We start from the raw sequence: 19,178 nt of genomic DNA, 5'->3' as shown, positions 1-19,178 counted from the left end.
GGCAACAAGTTGCCGGTTGTTGCCCCGCGCTCAGCCCTCGGGCAGCTCGGCGAAGGTCCGCTTGACGCCGTTGTACCAGTCGAGCGACTTCCTGGGCCGCCGCCACCGGCCCCTCATCGCGTCCCGCGCCTCCTGGTGGGTCGCGTCGCCCGCCTGCTCCGCCTCCTCGAGGTGGCGGTCCTGGGCGACGATGATCTCGTCGGCCGTCCCGCCCCGGTGCTCCAGCTCGCACGCGCCGCCGAGCTGGCGGCACGACATCGTCTTCACCATCACTGCTCCTCCTGGTCGTGGTGGTCGTCCTCACCGGGGACGACGTCCGGGACGGAGGCGGTGTGACCGACGGCCGGGCGCGCCCGGCGGGACGCGCCGTCCCGCCGCTCCACCGCGGCCAGCGCGTCGGCCTCGGCGCGGAAGGTGATGTGGGCGACCACGCCGTCGACGACGGCGAAGTCGAACAGCACCGCCGGGCGGCCGCGGTGGTACCAGGCGGCCGCGGGCCGGTCGCCCGCGAACACCGCCATCGCGGACTGGGCGCTGCCGTTGAAGAAGCTGGCGATCTCCCGCCGGCCCTCGAGGCGTCCCGGCGTGCCCGCGCTCACCGCGGCGAGGTCCGCGGTCACCACGGCGTCCGGGGCGAGCAGCTCCAGCAGGCGGTCGAAGTCGCCCTCGCGGGCGGCGGCCATGAAGGCGTCGACGACCTCCCAGGCGGCCAGCCGGTCCTCCGCCGCCGGCTGCCGGACCTTGGCGCGGGCGCGGGAGGCCAGCTTGCGGGCGGCCGCCGGGGTGGTGTCGAGGGCGGTCGCGATGGTGGCGAACTCGAAGCCGAAGGAGTCGTGCAGCACGAAGGCCACCCGCTCGGCCGGCGAGAGGCGTTCCAGCACCACCTGCAGGGCGACGCCGACGGTGTCGGCGAGCGCGACCTCGTCCGCCGGGTCGGGCGCGCTGCCCGCCTCCTCCACCGCCTCGACGGGCGCGGGCACCCGGGCGCGCAGCCGGTCCAGGCAGAGCCGGGTGGTGACGGTGGTCAGCCAGGCCGGCAGGTTGACGACCGGCTCGTCCGTCGCGTGCAGGCGGAGCCAGGCCTGCTGGACGACGTCCTCGGCCCCGCTCGGGTCCCCCAGCACCCGCGCGGCCAGCCGGCGCAGCCGCGGCCGCTCCGCCTCGAACTCCTCCGTCGACGTCACCAGCGCGCTCCTCTCCTCCGGCGCCTCCCGGCTGGGCGCGCTCGTGTCCCTGACGGGCCGGCGGGACCCGGTGTGACCGCCGTCATCCGCCGACGGGCCGGACGGGGTGCGGGCCGGTGGAGCCCCGCACCACCAGCCGGGCCGGCAGCAGCATGGGTTCCAGCTCCTCCGGGCGGTGACGACCGGTGCTCTTCAGCAGGTGGTTCACCGCGGCGGAGCCGAGGCTGACCAGCGGCGAGGCCAGCGTCGTCAGCCCGGGCTGCACCAGCTCGGCGTCGACGATGTTGTCGAAGCCCACCACGCGGACGTCGTCCGGCACGACCACCCCGGCGGCGGTCACGGCGCGGATGAAGCCGATGGCCAGCAGGTCGTTGTAGGCGATGACGCCGGGCGTCCGGTGCGCCAGCCACTCCTCGGCGGCCGCCGCCCCGCCCCGCATCGTCGGGTCCTGCGACCCGACGCGGCGGACCCTCATCCCCAGCTCCAGCCCCGCCTCCCGCAGCCCCCGCCAGCGCATCCCGTCCGACCAGGACGCCTCCGGCCCGGGGAGGTAGGTGATCGAGTCGACGCCGGTCCCCGCGAGGTGCTCCGTCGCGCGCTTGACGGCCCGGACGTTGTCGCTGGTCACCGAGGGCACCTGGCCGACCATCCGGTTCAGCACCACCAGCGGGCCCTGCTTGGCCGCCTCCCGGATGGCCGCGTCAGGCATCCGGGAGGAGGTGAGCACGACGCCGTCGACCAGCGGCTGGACGCGGGCCAGCGCGGCGCGCTCGGTCGTCTCGGACTCCTGGGTCTCGACCACCACCGCGGTGTAGCCCGCGTGCGCCGCGGTCCGCTCGGCGCCGCGGATCATCCCGAAGTAGACCGGGTTGGTGATGTCGGCGACGACGACGGCCAGCAGCGACGTCCGCCGGGTCGCCGCCCGGGAGATGCGGGTGGCCCGGTAGCCGAGCTGGTCGGCCACCTGCCGGATGCGCTCGGCGGTGGCGAAGCTGACCCGGCCGGGGTGCGCCAGCGCCCGCGACACCGTCGAGGTGGCCACCCCGGCGGCCTCGGCGACGTCGTAGATGGTCGGTCTCGACGGCTCTCGCGACGCCCCGCCCCCCGCGCCGTCGCCCATGCCGCCACCCTGCCCCGGCCGGGGCCGATGAGCAACAAACGGCAACAACTGGTCGTGACCGCCGGCCGGGTGGCTGGATGGGGGGACCGCCCGCCCCAGCACCGGAACGAGACGACCTGCCATGTGGACCCTGTCCGGATTCTCCGACGAGATCTCCCCCGACTTCGCCGAGCAGTGCGCCCTCGTCGCCGAGCTGGGGCTGACCCACCTGGAGCTCCGCAGCGCCTGGGGCACCAACGTCCTCGACCTCGACGCCGACCAGCTCGCCCGGGCGTCCGCCCTGCTCACCCAGCACGACCTGGCCGTCTCCAGCATCGGCTCGCCGATCGGCAAGATCGGCATCGGTGACGACTTCGGCCCGCACCTGGAGCGGGCCCGGCACGCCGTCGAGGTCGCCCACCACTTCGGGGCGCCGTACGTCCGCATCTTCTCCTTCTTCGTCCCCGCCGGTGTCGACCCCGACAGCGTCCGGGACGAGGTGCTCACCCGGATGAGCGCCCTGGCCCGGGTGGCCGCGGACGGCGACGTGGTGCTGCTGCACGAGAACGAGAAGGAGATCTACGGCGACATCCCGCGACGCTGCCTCGACGTCGTCGAGTCGGTGGGGTCCCCCTACCTCCGGCTGGCCTGGGACGCCGCCAACTTCGTGCAGGTGGGGGTCCGGCCCTTCACCGACGGCTACGCGCAGCTGCGCCCGCACCTGGCGTACGTGCAGATCAAGGACGCGCTGCTGGCCAGCGGCGAGGTCGTGCCGGCGGGTCGGGGCGACGGCGAGGTCGCCGAGACGATGCGGGCGCTGCACGCCGACGGCTTCGACGGCTTCTTCTCCCTCGAGCCGCACCTCAGCCAGACCCACGCGCTGGGCGGGTTCTCCGGCCCCGCTCTCTTCACCGAGGCGTGGCGGGCCTTCACCGACCTCCTCCGCGCCGAGCACATCCCGTTCGCCTGACCGACGCCACCCGACCCGAAGGGCCCACCATGAGCGACACGACGAGCACCGGCAGCGGACGGCGCCAGCCGCAGCTGGCCGCCAACCCCATCCCCTACTGGGCGCGCGACGGCAAGACGCGGGAGGTCTTCGAGACCGCCTTCGCCGACTTCCAGAAGATCGGCTTCACCGCGGTCAAGGCCGACGTCCCGGAGGGCATGACGGCCGAGGAGTACGCCGGCTGGATCGCCGGCTACGGCCTGCGGCCGTCGCTCAGCCTGTTCAGCTCGCCCTTCGACGAGACGATCGACATCGCCGACGAGATGGAGCGCGCGAAGCGGTTCGCCGCCGACCAGGTCGCCCTCGGCCTCGACCGCACGATGGTCTCCTCGATGGCGGTCCCGGCCCGGATGGAACGGCCGGCCGTCGGCGCCGACTTCGACAAGGACCGGCTGGCGCTGGCGATCGAGAACGTGGGCATCGTCTGCCAGGTGCTGCAGAGCCAGGGCCTGCGTCCGCTGCACCACAGCCACGTCGGCGGGGTGTTCGAGACCGAGGCGGAGGTCACCGAGCTGCTCGACACCCTCGGCCCCGACGTCATCGGGTTCGGACCCGACACCGGCCACCTGGCCTGGGCCGGCGCCGACCCCGTCGCCCTGGTCCGCCGGTACGCGGACCGGGTGGGCGGCATCCACCTCAAGGACGTCTTCCCCGACTACCTGGACCCGGCGTCGCGGGAGGGTCTCAGCTACCGCGACATCGGCTCCACCCAGCGGCTGTGGGCGGAGCCGGGGCTCGGGGTGGTCGACCTCGACGGCGTGATGGCCGCGCTGCCGGCGGACTACGACGGCGACTACATGATCGAGGTCGACGTGCCCAGCGTGGACTCGCGGTACGAGTCGCACGCCCTGTCCTTCGCCTGGGCCCAGCGCGTGCTGCCCGCCCTGGTGGGCTGACGGCAGGCGGGACGGCGGTCAGCCCGCCGTCGGCTCCGGCTCGGGCTCGCCGAGCCCGGGCTGGTCGGCGCCTCCGGCCATCTGCCGGGACTGGGCGTTGAGGCGGTCGGCGATCGAGCGGAGGAACCCGGCGGCCTCGCCCATCCGCTCCTCCGGCACGTCCTGCAGGGCGGCCAGCAGCCAGTCGTGGCTGGACCGGACGACGGCCTGGCCCTTGTCGGTCAGCCGGACCAGCGCCCGTCGCCGGTCGCTGGGGTGCGCGTAGCGCTCGGCGATCCCCCGCCGCTCCAGGCGGTCGACGAGGGCCGTCGACGAGCCGGTCGTGATCCCGAGGTCGGCCGCGAGGTCGGTCTGGCCACGGTCGCCGAACACCGTGAGGTAGCTGATCGCCTGGGTCTCGGTGATGCCGAGACCCACCCGGTCGGCCAGCACGTGCCGGTACCGCTCACCCGCGAGGATCACCGCGCGGAGACTCCGGATGGCCTCCTCGACCTCGTCGCCGGCCGGGCTCACGGACACGTCCACTCCTCCGCGGTCCGCTCAGGGGCGCCCCGCTGCGAGAGCACTGTAGCCACCGCGCGCGCGGTGACCAAGTAACTCGACCGTGCGACTACTTGACGAGACGTCGACCCGCTGCCAGGCTGGCGGAGACGGATCCCTCGACGAGGAGGGATCCCCTGGTCAGCGGTGGACCCCGAGATCGGGGGATGGCAGGGTCCGCCGCAGACCGTGGGCCGGGCGGGCGTCACGGCGGTCGGGGGGCGACGGTCGTTTCGCCGGCCCGGGCCCGGGTACCCGGTCGTGGCCCGTACCGCCTCGTCCTCCTGGAGCCGTGATGCGTCCCGCCCCCACCCGCGCCACCGCGTCCCGGCCCGCCCTGCTGGCCGCCGCCGCAGGCCGCGGCGCCCTGGCCGGGCTGGTCGGCGTCGCCGCGATGACCGCCGGGGAGCTGCTGGAGCAGGCCCTCACGCACAGGCCCGACTCCTTCGTGCCCGGGCGGACCCTGCGGACGCTGCTGGGGCGGCCCACCGGTGACGGCGAGCAGCCGGTGCTGTGGAACCACGCCATGCACTGGGGCACCGGTGCGGCGGTGGGCAGCATCGCCGGCGTCTGGGCCGCCCTCGGGCTGCGCGGTCTGCGGGCCCAGGCCGCGCACACCGCCGTCCGGCTCGCCTTCGACCAGACCGTCGAGAACGCCACCGGCGCCGGCGCGCCGCCGTACACCTGGCCCCGGTCGGAGCAGGTGGTGGACGTGCTGCACAAGGCGGTCTACAGCCTGGTCACCGGCAGGGTGGCTGAGCGCGTGCTGCCCGGAGCGGCGAGTGCTGGAGACCTGCGGCGAACCGGGCCGTCGGCGCGCGGCTCGTCAGCACTCGTCGCAGGTCAGGCTTCCCGCACCCCTCAGCGCTTCGGGCACCGACCGCCGTCGAGGCGGTCGAGCCGGGGCTCGAGCCAGCGGGTGATCCGGGTCAGGTCGCGGGTCCCGCGGTCGAAGCCGGAGCCGGCGTGGACGGCGATCGCGACGCCCACCTGCCGGCCGTCGGACAGCGTGACGACGGCCAGCTGCCGCACCAGGTAGCCGCGACCGACGGGCCCCCAGCCGCCCTTGAACGCCACCTCGTCGAGGGTGCCGAGACCCCAGGACTGGGCGGGCACGACCTTGCGCATGAGTGCGAGGGTGGCGCGCGCCTCCTTCCGGCAGCTCAGCCCGGCGGCGAAGCGGGCCTGGTCCTCGAGCGCCCAGCGCGTCTGGCCGAAGGCCGTGAAGCCGGCACGGACGCGGCGGTGCTGGACCCTGGTCCGGCGGTCCCCAGCCGCGCGGACCACGGCCTGCGTCCGGCGGGCGGCCGTGGTGGGGCGGCCGAGGCCGCGCCACAGCTGCTCGGCGGCGGCGTTGTCCGAGCGGGTGATGGCCGCGCGGGCCCGCGCCTTCGTGCGGGCCGAGGACGAGCGCTGCAGCGCCGCCACGGTGACGGGCACCTTGGCCGTCGACCACGCCACCCCGGTGCGGAGGTCGCCGACCTCGAGCAGCGGCCGGGTCCGGGCGCCGGCGCCGACCGCGAAGACGACGACCCCGGCCGGACCGTCCAACCGGCGCTCGACGGCGGCGAAGCTGCGGTCCGCGGCCGACGCCGAGGTGGCCGCGACCGGCGCCGCGACCGCCGAAGGCTCCCCGGGGGCGGGCAGCAGGAGGACCACGAGGGCCAGGGTCGACGCGACGGCGAGGCGGGACCGGGTCAGCATGGTGGGCACGCTAGCGCCCGGGACGGCGCGGCGCGGGCACCCCGGCACGGGGCACGGGGTACGGGGCACGGTCGGAGCTTCCGGTAGGAAGTCACTATCCAAGCCACGGTTGGGTCAAGAAGCTACGAACTCCCCGTTCCTGACCTGACCGGCGACTAGGGTCTCGCACCGAGCCCCGCCCGTCCTGAGCCCCGAGGAGAACCCGTGTCCGACGCCGAGCGCCCCGACGCCCAGCCCGAGCCGCGCGGCCCGCAGTTCCAGCCCGACCCGGCCTCGCCGAACGGGCCGCAGCAGGCCGGACCGCCGCCGAACCCCCCCGGTCAGCCCGGTCCGCAGGGCCAGCCCTACGGCGGCCTGGACCCAGCCGGTCCGTACGGCGGACCCGCCTCCGACAACGCGATCCCCGGCCAGCCCTACGGCCCCGGCCCGGGCGGCCCCGGTGGCCCGCGCGGCCCCGGCCCCTACGGGCCGTACCGAGCGGGTGCGGCCACCGGCCCGGCGGCGAACGGCGCCCGGAAGTCCCGGCTCCCCCTGATCCTGGTCGCCGCCGGCGTGGCGTTCCTGCTGGTGGTCGGCATCACGATCGCCGCCCTCCGCGGCGGCGACGACGAGCCCGTCGCCACGGGGTCCGGCGGGAGCTCCTCCGAGCCCGCCGAGGCGGCGAAGCCCTCCGACGCGGTCCGCGGCTTCCTCGAGGCCGTCGCCGCGAGTGACGGCGAGAAGGCCGCCAGCTTCCTGAAGACCCCGCCGGCGGACACCACCTTCATGACCCGCCCGGTGCTCGAAGCCTCGGCGAAGGCGGCTCCCCTCACCGGCATCGACGTCCCCGAGGTGACCGACGAGTACGCCTCGCGCGTCACCACCCGCTACAACCTGGGCGAGCGCGCCGTCGTCGAGGAGTTCTCGGTGAGCGAGACCGGCGGGCTCTGGCAGATCACCCGCGGCGCCAGCGAGTTCGACCTCAGCTACCAGCGCGACGAGACGCTCCCGCTGCTGATCAACGGCGTCGAGCTGGAGCAGGACGTGGTCTCCCTGCTGCCCGGCACCTACGCGTTCACCACCTCGTCGACGTGGGTCAGCTACGGCGACAAGGCCACCCTGACGCTGACCGGCCCGTCGGACTACACCTCGCCGCGGCTCACCCCGACGCTGACCAAGGACGCCAAGGCCGCCTTCGTGAAGACCACCAAGGCCGCCCTGGACAAGTGCCTCGACCAGCACGAGCTGGCGCCGTCGGGCTGCCCCAACCGGCTGCAGCTGCGCGACGGCCAGAAGGTCGACGAGAAGACGGTGCGGTGGTCCCTCACCAACGACCCCTTCAAGAACGCCCGCGTCACGCTCGACCACCAGGACCCGTCCGTCGTCGAGGGCACCTTCTACCCCCGGTACAACTTCAAGGCCGAGGGCAGCGTCGACGGCCGTCGCGCCACCTTCGACGGCCCGCCGATCGGGCTGTACTCCTTCACCTCCAGCGGCGACCTCTCCACGGACACCATCAAGGTGGAGCTCGCCCTGCGCTGAGCCCGCCCGCAGCACGACGCCGACCGCCGGTCCCTCCCAGGGGCCGGCGGTCGTGCGTCGTGGTCCTCAGCCGACGAAGACGCAGAACGGGTGCCCGGCGGGGTCCGCGAACACGTAGAGCGGCTCCTCCGGGTCGTCGAAGCGGTCCAGCAGCAGGCTCGCACCCAGCTCCAGGGCGCGGTCCCGCTGCCGGAGGAGCTCCGCGGCCGAGTCGACCGTCGTGTCCAGGTGCAGCATCTGCGCCTGGCCGTGCTCGGGCCAGGTCGAGCGCGGGGCGTCCTCGACCTGCTGGAACGCCAGCCCGAGGCCGTCGTCGCCGTGCAGCACCAGCCAGTCCCGGCCCCGCTCGTCGGCCTCCCCGGGCGGCGGCGGCTCGTCCCCGGCCCGGTAGGTCAGGAAGAAGAAGCGGCGGTAGAACTCGGCCAGGGAGCGGGCGTCGTCGGTGTCCAGCACCACCTGACGGATCCGGGGGCCACGAGGTTCGGCGGTCATGGCGCCAGGCTGCCACCCGTACCCGGCACCCGTCGAGACCTCCGTAGGCTCCCCCGGTGACCCTCCCGTTCCCGTCCCCGCTGCTGCCGCGGGCGAGCCGCACCGACGTGCTGACCGGCTACCTCGACTTCTTCCGCACCACCGTGGTGGCGAAGGTGCGCTCCCTGCCCGCCGACCACCGCCACGTCAGCCGACTGCCGTCCGGCTGGACCCCGCTCGAGCTCGTGCAGCACCTCGAGCACGTCGAGCGGCGCTGGCTGGTCTGGGGCTTCGAGGGGCGGCCGGTGGACGAGCCGTGGGGTGACGCCGACGGCGACGGCGTGTGGCGGGTCGCCCCCGGCACGGACGCGGGCGCGCTGCTCGAGCGGCTGGAGGCCCAGGGCGGTGTGACCCGGGCGGTCGCGGCCGCGCACGCGCTGGACGAGGTCGGTGCCCCCGGTCCGCGGTGGGACGGAGGCGCACCCCCCACCCTGGAGCGCGTCCTCCTGCACCTGGTGCAGGAGTACGCCCGCCATCTCGGCCACCTCGACGTGGTGGTCGAGCTGGCCGGCGCGGGGACCGGCGAGGAGGGCCCGCCCGATGCGGCGGCGCCGCCCCCGCCGGCCACTCCGTAGGTTGGGCACACCATGAGCCCCGCACCGAGCCCGCCGCCACCCGCCCGGGTCGGCACCGACCAGCTGACGTGGCGGGACGGGGAGCCCGTGCAGGCCGTCGTCGACGAGCGCGACGCCGACGGCTACGCCGACCTGCGGACCTACGCCACCATCGGGGACGGACGGACCATCGGCCTCGTCGCCCGGGACGGGCGGATCGACTGGCTGCCGCTGCCCGACCTGCACGGCGCGGTGGCCTTCGGAGCGCTGCTGGACGCGGACAACGGTGGCCACGTCGACCTGTGCCCCGACGAGGAGTTCACGGCCAGCCGGCGCTACCTCGAGGGCACCAACGTGCTGGAGACGACGTTCCGCACCGCGAGCGGCGTCGTCCGGGTCACCGACTCGCTCAACACCGGCATCGCGGGCCGGCTGCCGTGGGCCGAGCTGGCCCGCCGGCTGGACGGGGTCGAGGGCACCGTCACGCTCACCGGCCGCATCGTCCCCGGCACGTGCCTCAACTCCGCCTCACCCTGGATGCACGACACCGTGCACGGCAAGGTGCTGCGGCTGGACGGCCTGACCCTGGCCCCGCGCACCCTCGAGGACGACGGCGTGGAGGTCGGCGACCGCGACGTCACCGTGCGCTACACCACCGCCCCGGGCTCGCGGCACCTGCTGGGCCTGGTGGCCACCGCCGACGAGGCGCTCTACCTGCCGGCTCCCGCCGACCTCGACGAGGGCGTCGACCGGACGGTGGCCAACTGGCAGCGCTGGAGCGGCACCTTCAGCTGGGACGGGCCCTGGGCGTCCGCGGTCGAGCGCAGCGCCCTGGTGCTGAAGCAGCTCATCTACGCCCCCACCGGGGCGCTGGCGGCCGCGGCCACCCCGTCGCTGCCGGAGTCGCTGGCCGGCGGGAAGAACTGGGACTACCGCTACGCCTGGATCCGCGACATGGCCTACTCGCTGACGGCGCTGTTCCGCTTCGGGGTGCGCGAGGAGACCCACAGCGCCATGAGCTGGCTGCTGGCCACCATGCGCCGCTTCGTCGACGAGCCGCAGGTGTTCTACACCCTGAGCGGCGGATTCCCGGACCAGGAGCCGCGGCACCACGACGTCCCCGGCTGGCGGCACGTCGGCCCCGTCGTCAGCGGGAACGCGGCCAGCGGCCAGCTGCAGCTGGGCGTCTTCGGCGACATCTTCAGCATCGTCCAGCTCTACGTGGACCACGGCAACGTGCTCGACGACGCGACGGGCCGCCAGCTCACCGTGATCGCGGACCGGGCCTGCGACCTGTGGCGCAGCCAGGACTCCGGCATGTGGGAGCTGCCCGAGCTGCAGCACTACACGACCTCGAAGCTGGGCTGCTGGCACGCCCTGACCCAGGCCGCCCACCTCGCCGAGATCGGCCAGGTGCCGGGGTCGGCCGACCGCTGGGCCAGCGAGGCCGACCTGATCCGCACCTGGGTGGAGGAGAACGCCTGGTCCGAGGAGCGCGGCGCCTACCTCTGGTACCCGGGCAGCGACCAGCTGGACGCCTCGATCCTGCTGCACGCGATCAGCGGGTTCGACCGCGGCGAGCGGATGTCCTCGACGCTGGACGCGCTGCGTCGCGAGCTGGGGCACGGACCGCACCTCTACCGCTACAGCGGGGCCGAGCAGGAGGAGGGCCTCTTCGTCGCCTGCTCCTACTGGATGGTGTCGGCCCTGCAGCTGGTCGGCCGCGGGGACGAGGCGCGCGAGCTCATGGACGAGCTGATGGGCACGCCGAACGACGTCGGCCTGCTGGCCGAGATGGTCGAGCCCGGGACCGGGGCCTTCCTCGGCAACCTGCCCCAGGGGCTCAGCCACCTGGCCCTGCTCAACGCCGCCATCACGGTGACCACCGGCGACCGCTGACCCCCGGGACCCTCGACCCGGGACCTTGGTCACCGATCCGGCGGCGCACCGCCCCGCTGCTTGCCCCGGCCGCACCGCTCTGCCTACGGTGACCGGGCAGCGTCGCGACCAGGACCAGCCTCGGGGCTGACTCCGGCCCAGTCGGTCGGTCCAGGACGGGAACGATGATCGACTTCAGCGGGCAGCCTCTCCCCCGGACCCACGACGACCGCGCACCGGTGCTGCTCGCCGACCTGCCCCCCGTGGACGACCGCTACCACGCCGAGGTCCGGATCGAGCTCGCCACCCTGGTCACGGTGGCCGACCAGCTCGGCGCCGAGACCTTCTCCCTCGTCGACGACGAGGTCACCTTCGCCCGCCGCGGCCCGGGGCCCGGACGGCGTTGGCGCGGCCGGCTCGGCCGTCCCGGGCTCGTCCCCGTCTGACCCCCACCGGTCACCTACGCTGACCGGGTGACCACGCCCCGCAGGACGGGACCGGCCGCGGCCACCGCCGCCCCGCCGGCGGCCCGCCCCCGGGCGCGCGGCCGCAGCGGGTCACGGGTGTGGGCGGTGCTCGTGCAGACGGTCGGCGCGTGCCTGCGGCACCGGGTCACCGGTCTGGCCGCCGAGGCCGCCTTCTTCGCGATCCTGTCGCTGCCGCCGCTGATCTTCGGCCTCGCCGGCGCCGTCGGCTACATCGCCCGGCGCTTCGACGTGCGGACCATCGCCGGCTTCCAGGACCAGGTCCTCGCCCTGTCCTCGCGGGTGCTCACCGAGGACGCCGTCGCCGACGTCATCGCCCCCACCCTCGACGACGTGCTGTCCGGCGGTCGCTTCTCGGTGATCTCGGTCGGCTTCGTGCTGGCGCTGTGGTCGGGCTCGCGGGCGCTCAACGTCTTCGTCGACACGATCACGATCATGTACGGCCTGGCCGGGCGGCGCGGGATCGTCCGGACCCGGGCGCTGTCCTTCACCCTCTACGTCGTCTTCCTGCTGGTCGGGACACTGCTCGTCCCGCTGGTGCTGGCCGGCCCGGGCCTGGTCGACCGGCTGCTGCCCAGCCGGCTCGACGTGCTGGGCGACCTGTACTGGCCGGTCGTGCTGCTCGGCTCGGTCTGCTTCCTGACCTCGCTCTACCACCTCTCGGTGCCGGTGCGGACGCGCTGGCGCGCCGACCTGCCCGGAGCCGCGCTGACCCTGTCGGCCTGGGTGGGCGGCAGCGTCCTGCTCCGGCTCGCCCTGAGCGCCAGCACCGGCTCGACCTCCATCTACGGGCCGCTGGCCGCGCCGATCGCCGTGCTGGTCTGGCTCTACCTCATCTCCATCGCCGTGCTCATCGGGGCCGCCTTCAACGCCGCCCTGGACCAGGTGTGGCCCCGCCTCTCGGGGATCCCGCACCCGCCGGTCGACGACCCCGTCGAGATCCCGGACACCCTGACGCCGGTGACGCCCCCGGGCGGGCCCGGACGGCAGCGGTACGCCCGACCGCTCCGGCGCCCACGCTCAGCGTCCCAGGATACGGACACGATTCTCAACAAGTGAGAATCGGATTTGATCGTGGGCGATCGACGGATGAGGGTGGAGCCGTGATCATCGCCCCGGAGCACCCGCGCGACCGGCCCCGGCCGTCGCGCCAGGGCCCGGCCCGGCCCTCCGGGCTGACGGTGCGTCACTACCTCGACCTCGGTCGCACCGGGTCGATGATCTGTCGTCGGCCTCGCCGCTGAAGCCCCGGCACGCCGCGCCCGCGCCCTCCGTCAGGAGCGCGCACGCCGTGTGCAGCCCCACCGATCGAGGACACCGATGAGCACCGAGACCACCTCCAGCCCGCGTCCTGCGGCCGCGACCCGGCCCGACGCATCCCGCCCGGCCCCCAAGCCCCGCCGCACCAAGGGCGAGGGCCAGTGGGCGCTCGGCTACCGCGAGCCGCTGAACGCCAACGAGCAGTCCAAGAAGGACGACAACCCGCTCAACGTCCGGGCCCGCATCGAGAACATCTACGCGCACGGCGGTTTCGCCTCGATCGACCCGGGCGACCTGCGGGGCCGGTTCCGCTGGTTCGGCCTCTACACGCAGCGCCGGCCGGGCATCGACGGCGGGAAGACGGCCACCCTCGACCCGTCCGAGCTCGACGACGAGTACTTCATGCTCCGCATCCGCATCGACGGCGGCGCGCTGACCACCGAGCAGCTCCGGGTGATCGGGCAGATCTCCGTCGACTTCGCCCGCGGCACCGCCGACATCACCGACCGGCAGAACGTGCAGCTGCACTGGATCCGCGTCGAGGACGTGCCGGAGATCTGGCGCCGGCTGGAGGCCGTCGGGCTGAGCACCACCGAGGCCTGCGGCGACTGCCCGCGCGTCATCCTGGGCTCCCCCGTCGCCGGCATCGCCGCCGACGAGATCATCGACCCCACGCCCGCCATCGCCGAGATCGTCGAGCGCTACATCGGCGACCCGCAGTACTCCAACCTGCCGCGCAAGTTCAAGACCGCCATCACCGGCCACCCGCTGCAGGACGTCGTCCCCGAGATCAACGACATCGCGTTCGTCGGCGTCGAGCACCCCGAGCACGGCCCCGGCTACGACCTGTGGGTCGGCGGCGGCCTGTCGACCAACCCGATGCTGGCCCAGCGCGTCGGCGCCTGGGTGCCGGGCGAGGACGTCGCCGAGGTCTGGGCGGCCGTCTGCGCCGTGTTCCGCGACTACGGCTACCGCCGGCTGCGGACCCGCGCCCGGATCAAGTTCCTCGTCGCCGACTGGGGCGTCGAGAAGTTCCGCCAGGTCATGGAGGACGAGTACCTGCACCGCCGGCTCACCGACGGCCCCGCCCCCGCCGTGCCCACCCGCTCCGGCGACCACGTCGGCGTCAACCGGCAGAAGGACGGCCGGTTCTTCGTCGGCCTGTCCGCCGCCGCCGGGCGCACCACCGGCGCCACGCTGCTGCAGCTGGCCGACGTCGTCGAGGCCCACGGCTCCTCACGGGTCCGCACCACGCCGATGCAGAAGCTGCTGGTCCTGGACGTCGAGGAGGACCGCCTCGAGTCCCTCACGCAGGCCACCGAGGCGATCGGCTGGTCGGCCCGCCCGGACGCCTGGCGCCGCTCGGTGATGGCCTGCACCGGCATCGAGTTCTGCAAGCTGGCCATCGTCGAGACCAAGGCGCGCGCCGCCACGCTGATCGAGGAGCTGGAGACCCGGCTGGGCGCGCTCGACTCCCCCATCACCGTGCACCTCAACGGCTGCCCCAACTCCTGCGCGCGCATCCAGACCGCCGACATCGGCCTCAAGGGCCAGCTGGTCCCCGGCCCGGCGGGCCAGCAGGTCGAGGGCTTCCAGGTGCACCTGGGCGGCGGGCTGGGGCTCGACGCCGGCTTCGGCCGCAAGCTCCGCGGGCACAAGGTGACCGCCGACGAGCTCGGCCCCTACGTCGAGCGCGTCGCCCGCGCCTTCGTCGCCGACCGGGCCGACGGCGAGCGCTTCGCGCAGTGGGTGGCCCGGGCGGACGAGTCGGTGCTCGTATGACGGGGGCCCCCTCGACCGGCTCAGGGCACAGCACGCGCCAGGCCGTCCTGTACTGCCCGTACTGCTCCGAGGAGACGCTGTTCCCTCGCGAGGAGGGCGGCTGGGAATGCCGCAGCTGCCTGCGGGCGTTCTCCGTGTCGTTCCTCGGCCTGGTCCCGGGCCGACGCGACGCGCAGGAGGAGCGATGAGCACCACCCTCGACCTGGCCGACCTGGCCCTGCACGCGAACGCCGAGCTGGAGGGCGCGACCGCCCTGGAGATCATGGGCTGGGCCGCCGAGCACTTCGGCTCCGGCCTCGTGGTCACGTCCTCGATGGCCGACACGGTGATGATCCACCTGGCCGAGCAGGTCGCCCCGGGCATCGACGTCGTCTTCCTCGACACCGGCTACCACTTCGTGGAGACCATCGGCACGCGCGACGCCGTCAGCGCCGTGCACGCCGTCAACGTCATCAACGTGACGGCCGACCTGACCGTCGCCGAGCAGGACGCCCGCTACGGCCAGGACCTGTTCGCGACGGACCCCGACCGCTGCTGCGCGATGCGCAAGGTCGCCCCGCTCAGCCGTGCGCTCGAGCCCTACGCGGCCTGGGCGACCGGCCTCCGCCGCGCCGACTCCGCGGCCCGCGCGCAGACCCCGGTCGTCTCCTGGGACGCCCGCCGGCACATCATCAAGGTGGCCCCCATCGCCACCTGGTCCGACGACGACGTGGCCGGCTACATCGAGCGGAACGGCCTGATGGTGAACCCGCTGCTCGACGACGGCTACGCCTCGATCGGCTGCGAGCCCTGCACTGTCCGCAGCACGGGGGACGACGCCCGCGGCGGCCGCTGGGCCGGCCGCGCCAAGACCGAGTGCGGGATCCACCTGTGAGCGCCACCGCGCGGACTTCCGCCCCCCGGGTCGGCGCCGACCCGGACCTCGCCGTCGGGGCGACGGTCTGGTTCACGGGCCTGCCATCCGCCGGCAAGTCCACCATCGCGCACGCGCTGGCCGACCGGCTGCGGGCCGAGGGCCGGCGCGTCCAGGTCCTCGACGGCGACGAGGTGCGCCCGCACCTCTCCGCGGGGCTCGGCTTCACCCGCGCCGACCGCGACACCAACGTCGCCCGGATCGGCTGGGTCGCCCAGCTGCTCGCCAGCCACGGCGTGACGGTGCTCGTCCCCGTCATCGCCCCCTACGCGGCCGCCCGGCAGTCCGTCCGCCAGGCGCACGCCGAGGCCCACGTGCCGTTCGCCGAGGTGTTCGTGTCCACCTCGCTGGCGGTCGCGGAGTCCCGCGACGTCAAGGGTCTGTACGCCAAGGCCCGCCAGGGCGAGATCAACGGGCTGACCGGCGTCGACGACCCCTACGAGGAACCCCGCAGCGCCGAGCTCGTGCTCGACACGGCCGAGGTCGACCTCCCGACCTCCGTGGAGCTGGCCTCCGCGCTGCTGACGGCGATCCGGGAGGACCAGCCATGACCCAGACCCAGAGCTCGACCGAGCAGGACGTCCCCAGCACCAACCCGAGCACCCGGGTCCCGCGTCGCACGCCGCTGGGCGTGCAGCCGCTGACCGAGCTGCAGGCGCTGGAGTCGGAGTCGATCCACATCTTCCGCGAGGTCGCGGCCACCTTCCGCAAGCCGGTGATGCTCTTCTCCGGCGGCAAGGACTCGGTGGTGATGCTGCACCTGGCGGCGAAGGCCTTCTGGCCGGCCCCGATCCCGTTCTCGCTGCTGCACGTCGACACCGGGCACAACTTCCCCGAGGTGCTGCAGTACCGCGACGAGGCCACCACCTTCTACGGAGCCGCCCTGGCGGTCGCGTCGGTGCAGGACTACATCGACGACGGCCGGCTGCGCGAGCGCCCCGACGGCCAGCGCAACCCCCTGCAGACCGTCCCGCTGCTCGACGCCATCACCGAGGGCAAGCACGACGCCGTGTTCGGCGGCGGCCGTCGGGACGAGGAGCGGGCCCGGGCCAAGGAGCGCGTCTACTCGATGCGCGACGAGTTCGGCCAGTGGGAGCCGCGCAACCAGCGGCCCGAGCTGTGGTCGCTCTACAACGGCCGGCACCTGCCCGGCGAGCACGTCCGGGTGTTCCCGCTGTCCAACTGGACCGAGCTGGACGTCTGGGACTACATCGAGGCCGAGGGCATCGCGCTGCCGTCCATCTACTACGCGCACGAGCGCGAGGTCGTGGAGCGCGACGGCATGTGGATCGCGCTGACCCCGGTCACCCCGGCCCGCGACGGCGACGCCGTCGAGCGCCGCTCGGTGCGCTACCGCACCGTCGGCGACATGTCCTGCACCGCCGCGGTGCTGTCGGAGGCGACGACCGTCGCGGACGTGATCACCGAGGTGGGGCTCAGCCAGCTGACCGAGCGCGGCGCCACCCGGGCCGACGACCGGATGAGCGAGGCCGCCATGGAGGACCGCAAGCGAGAGGGGTACTTCTGATGCCCACCACCAGCACCGCCGCCGCGCCGACCCGCCGTCCGGGCGGTGACGCCGGCCACCGGCGCACGCTGCTCCGGCTGGCCACGGCCGGTTCCGTCGACGACGGCAAGTCCACCCTGGTCGGGCGGCTGCTGTTCGACACCAACTCGGTGCTCGTCGACACCCTCGACCACGTCGAGCAGGTCAGCCGGCGCAAGGGCCTGGCGACCGCCGACCTCGCGCTGCTCACCGACGGGCTGCGGGCCGAGCGCGAGCAGGGCATCACCATCGACGTCGCCTACCGCTACTTCCACACCCCGGCGCGGAAGTTCATCCTGGCCGACTGCCCCGGGCACGTGCAGTACACCCGCAACACCGTGACGGGCTCGTCCACCGCCGACGTCATCGTGCTGCTGGTGGACGCCCGCAAGGGCGTGGTGGAGCAGACCCGCCGCCACCTGGCCGTCGCCTCCCTGCTGCGGGTGCCGCACGTCGTCCTCGTGGTCAACAAGATCGACCTGGTCGACTACGCCCAGGACGTCTTCACCCGCATCGCCACCGACTTCTCGGTGCTGGCCCGCAGCCTCGGGGTGCTGGACAGCCACTGCATCCCCGTCTCGGCCACCGAGGGCGACAACGTCGTGACCCGGTCGCCGCGGACGCCCTGGTACGAGGGTCCGACGGTGCTCGGCTACCTCGAGACCGTCGACGACACCAAGCTCGCCGTCGGCGCCGACCTCCGCTTCCCGGTGCAGCACGTGATCCGGCCCCAGGGCGCGACGCTGGCCCCCTGGGCCGCCTCCGCCCCGGCCGTCGACGCCGACTACCGCGGCTACGCCGGCAAGATCGAGTCCGGCCGGGTCCGCGTCGGCGAGGAGGTCGTCGTCCTCCCGCGCGGCTCGCACGCCAAGGTGGTGGCCGTCGACACCCCGGACGGGCCGCTGGACACCGCGGTGGCCGGCCAGTCGGTGACCCTGCGGCTGGACACCGACATCGACGTCTCCCGCGGCGACATCCTGGCCGGGACCGACGCCCCACCGGTGCCGGTCCGCGAGCTGACCGGCACGGTCTGCTGGCTGGCCGAACGGACGCTGACCGTCGGCGCCCGCGTCCTGGTCCAGCACGGCACCGCGCTCACCAAGGGCATCGTCCGTTCCGTCGACGGCGCGCTGGACCTCGCGTTCGCGTCCGGCGGCACCCCGCACTGGCAGCCGGCCACCGAGCTGGGCCTCAACGACATCGGCCGGGTCCGGATCGCCCTCGCGACTCCCCTGCCCCTCGATTCCTACAAGGAGCACCGGGCGACCGGCGCGTTCATCCTGGTCGACGAGGCGGACGGCTGGACGCTCGGCGCCGGCATGGCCGGCAGCACCGCCATCCCGACGGGACCGGCGCCCGCGCCGGCTCCCACCCCCACCGCCGCCAGGGTCGACGGCACCACACCGCAGAAGTAAGGAGGAGCACCCATGACTGCTCCTGCGCTCGTGCTCCTGGGCTACGGCAGCCACGACCCCCGTGTCGCCCAGGTCAGCGCCCAGATCCGGGCCGCGCTGCTCGCGATCCGCCCGTCGCTCCACGTCGAGGTCGCGTTCCTCGACCACTGCGCGCCCAGCGCACCCCAGGTGGTGGCCAAGCTGGCCCGCCGCGGGGTGACCGAGGTCGTCCTCGTGCCGCTGCTGCTGTCCGACGCGTTCCACGCCCAGGTGGAGGTGCCGGCCGCCGTCGCCGCCGTCCGCGCCGAGCACCCGGACGTCCGGGTGCTGGCGTCGCGCCCGATCGGCCCGGAGGCCGCCCTGCTCGCGGTCATCGACCGGCGGCTCCGCGACGCCCTGCGCTCCCGGCGGGTCAGCGAGCTGGACGGCCTCGTCTTCGCCGCCGCCGGCAGCAGCGACGTCCGCAGCAACGCGATCGTCGCCCGCCGGGCCCGGCAGTGGGCCACCCACCACCGGCTGCCGCACGTCACCGCCTTCGCCACGGCGGCCGGTCCCACCACGGCCGAGGCCATCCGCACCCTGCGCGCGCAGGGCCGCCGGCACATCGCCGTCGGCAGCTGGTTCCTCTCCCCCGGGCTCCTCTTCACCCGGCAGGCCGAGCTGGCCTACGAGGCCGGCGCCGTCGCGGTGTCCGACCCGATGGGGGCCGAGCCCGAGATCGCCGAGGTGGCGCTGGTGCGCTACCTGGTGTCCGCCATGGACCTCGTCGACCTCGACGCCCCCGCCGAGCACGTCGGGACCAGCTCGCCGTTCGACGACCTCGACCTCGAGCCGCCGGTCCGGCACCTGTCCGTCGTCTCCGCGTAGCTCTCCGGCTCGCGG

Annotated in this window: 19 protein-coding genes; 13 read left to right on the top strand and 6 right to left on the bottom strand. The window is 74.3% G+C overall.

Annotated features, from left to right (window positions below):
* Nucleotides 1-30 precede the first annotated feature (30 nt).
* The 3 genes from BLT72_RS08850 to BLT72_RS08840 form a co-directional block, all read right to left on the bottom strand.
* The gene (locus BLT72_RS08850; protein ID WP_231930458.1) at nt 31-270 is read right to left on the bottom strand and encodes a hypothetical protein; all 240 of its coding nucleotides are present in this window, start codon (nt 268-270) and stop codon (nt 31-33) included.
* Nucleotides 270-1,184: a sigma-70 family RNA polymerase sigma factor gene (locus BLT72_RS08845; protein ID WP_091412126.1), complete on the bottom strand. Its 915-nt coding sequence runs from the start codon at nt 1,182-1,184 to the stop codon at nt 270-272. Before BLT72_RS08845 ends, BLT72_RS08850 begins: the two co-directional genes overlap by 1 nt.
* 82 nt (nt 1,185-1,266) lie before the next feature.
* The gene (locus BLT72_RS08840) at nt 1,267-2,304 is read right to left on the bottom strand and encodes a LacI family DNA-binding transcriptional regulator (protein ID WP_091412124.1); all 1,038 of its coding nucleotides are present in this window, start codon (nt 2,302-2,304) and stop codon (nt 1,267-1,269) included.
* A 121-nt stretch (nt 2,305-2,425) separates the two neighbouring features.
* Between BLT72_RS08840 and BLT72_RS08835 the strand changes: the two genes are divergently transcribed.
* Nucleotides 2,426-3,253, top strand: a complete 828-nt coding sequence (locus tag BLT72_RS08835; protein WP_091412122.1) for a sugar phosphate isomerase/epimerase family protein — start codon at nt 2,426-2,428, stop codon at nt 3,251-3,253.
* A gap of 29 nt (nt 3,254-3,282) precedes the next feature.
* The gene (locus BLT72_RS08830; protein ID WP_091412119.1) at nt 3,283-4,188 is read left to right on the top strand and encodes a sugar phosphate isomerase/epimerase family protein; all 906 of its coding nucleotides are present in this window, start codon (nt 3,283-3,285) and stop codon (nt 4,186-4,188) included.
* 18 nt (nt 4,189-4,206) lie between these two features.
* Here BLT72_RS08830 and BLT72_RS08825 read toward each other — a convergent pair whose 3' ends face one another.
* Together BLT72_RS08825 and BLT72_RS08815 are read right to left on the bottom strand one after the other, a co-directional pair.
* Nucleotides 4,207-4,707 carry a MarR family winged helix-turn-helix transcriptional regulator gene (locus tag BLT72_RS08825; protein ID WP_157720365.1) on the bottom strand — a complete coding sequence of 167 codons (501 nt, stop codon included), beginning with the start codon at nt 4,705-4,707 and terminating at the stop codon, nt 4,207-4,209.
* Between the two features lie 882 nt (nt 4,708-5,589).
* Nucleotides 5,590-6,432, bottom strand: a complete 843-nt coding sequence (locus BLT72_RS08815) for a serine hydrolase (protein ID WP_091412114.1) — start codon at nt 6,430-6,432, stop codon at nt 5,590-5,592.
* Between the two features lie 204 nt (nt 6,433-6,636).
* Between BLT72_RS08815 and BLT72_RS08810 the strand changes: the two genes are divergently transcribed.
* Nucleotides 6,637-7,953: a hypothetical protein gene (locus BLT72_RS08810; RefSeq protein WP_091412112.1), complete on the top strand. Its 1,317-nt coding sequence runs from the start codon at nt 6,637-6,639 to the stop codon at nt 7,951-7,953.
* 66 nt (nt 7,954-8,019) lie between these two features.
* Here the strand turns inward: BLT72_RS08810 and BLT72_RS08805 are convergent, their stop codons facing one another.
* Nucleotides 8,020-8,445, bottom strand: coding sequence for a VOC family protein (locus tag BLT72_RS08805; protein WP_091412110.1), 426 nt, complete (start codon nt 8,443-8,445; stop codon nt 8,020-8,022).
* A 56-nt stretch (nt 8,446-8,501) separates the two neighbouring features.
* Here BLT72_RS08805 and BLT72_RS08800 point away from each other — a divergent pair, with 56 nt between their 5' ends.
* The 10 genes from BLT72_RS08800 to BLT72_RS08750 all read left to right on the top strand — a co-directional run bounded on the left by BLT72_RS08800 (nt 8,502) and on the right by BLT72_RS08750 (nt 19,163).
* Complete coding sequence (locus tag BLT72_RS08800) at nt 8,502-9,059, top strand: mycothiol transferase (RefSeq protein ID WP_091412108.1); 558 nt, start codon at nt 8,502-8,504, stop codon at nt 9,057-9,059.
* A gap of 12 nt (nt 9,060-9,071) precedes the next feature.
* On the top strand, nt 9,072-10,937 hold the full coding sequence (locus BLT72_RS08795; protein WP_091412106.1) for a glycoside hydrolase family 15 protein: 1,866 nt from the start codon (nt 9,072-9,074) through the stop codon (nt 10,935-10,937).
* Nucleotides 10,938-11,101: 164 nt separating this feature from the next.
* Nucleotides 11,102-11,362: a hypothetical protein gene (locus BLT72_RS08790; protein ID WP_091412103.1), complete on the top strand. Its 261-nt coding sequence runs from the start codon at nt 11,102-11,104 to the stop codon at nt 11,360-11,362.
* A 27-nt stretch (nt 11,363-11,389) separates the two neighbouring features.
* Nucleotides 11,390-12,460: a YihY/virulence factor BrkB family protein gene (locus BLT72_RS08785; RefSeq protein ID WP_231930456.1), complete on the top strand. Its 1,071-nt coding sequence runs from the start codon at nt 11,390-11,392 to the stop codon at nt 12,458-12,460.
* A gap of 261 nt (nt 12,461-12,721) precedes the next feature.
* The gene (locus BLT72_RS08780) at nt 12,722-14,443 is read left to right on the top strand and encodes a nitrite/sulfite reductase (protein ID WP_091412101.1); all 1,722 of its coding nucleotides are present in this window, start codon (nt 12,722-12,724) and stop codon (nt 14,441-14,443) included.
* A 184-nt stretch (nt 14,444-14,627) separates the two neighbouring features.
* Nucleotides 14,628-15,317, top strand: coding sequence for a phosphoadenylyl-sulfate reductase (locus tag BLT72_RS08770; protein ID WP_091412096.1), 690 nt, complete (start codon nt 14,628-14,630; stop codon nt 15,315-15,317).
* Complete coding sequence (gene cysC, locus BLT72_RS08765) at nt 15,314-15,907, top strand: adenylyl-sulfate kinase (protein ID WP_091412093.1); 594 nt, start codon at nt 15,314-15,316, stop codon at nt 15,905-15,907. The genes BLT72_RS08770 and cysC overlap by 4 nt, the downstream gene beginning before the upstream one ends.
* Nucleotides 15,904-16,884, top strand: a complete 981-nt coding sequence (gene cysD / locus BLT72_RS08760) for a sulfate adenylyltransferase subunit CysD (RefSeq protein ID WP_091412091.1) — start codon at nt 15,904-15,906, stop codon at nt 16,882-16,884. The genes cysC and cysD overlap by 4 nt, the downstream gene beginning before the upstream one ends.
* Nucleotides 16,884-18,317 (top strand): sulfate adenylyltransferase subunit 1, encoded by a 1,434-nt coding sequence (locus BLT72_RS08755; protein ID WP_091412089.1) that lies wholly within the window; start codon nt 16,884-16,886, stop codon nt 18,315-18,317. Before cysD ends, BLT72_RS08755 begins: the two co-directional genes overlap by 1 nt.
* Nucleotides 18,318-18,329: 12 nt before the next feature.
* The gene (locus BLT72_RS08750) at nt 18,330-19,163 is read left to right on the top strand and encodes a sirohydrochlorin chelatase (protein ID WP_091412087.1); all 834 of its coding nucleotides are present in this window, start codon (nt 18,330-18,332) and stop codon (nt 19,161-19,163) included.
* Nucleotides 19,164-19,178: the final 15 nt, after the last annotated feature.

It is taken from the genome of Friedmanniella luteola (assembly GCF_900105065.1).
GTDB classification, from domain to species: domain Bacteria; phylum Actinomycetota; class Actinomycetes; order Propionibacteriales; family Propionibacteriaceae; genus Microlunatus; species Microlunatus luteolus.
This window is presented reverse-complemented; position numbering and strand designations above follow the sequence as displayed.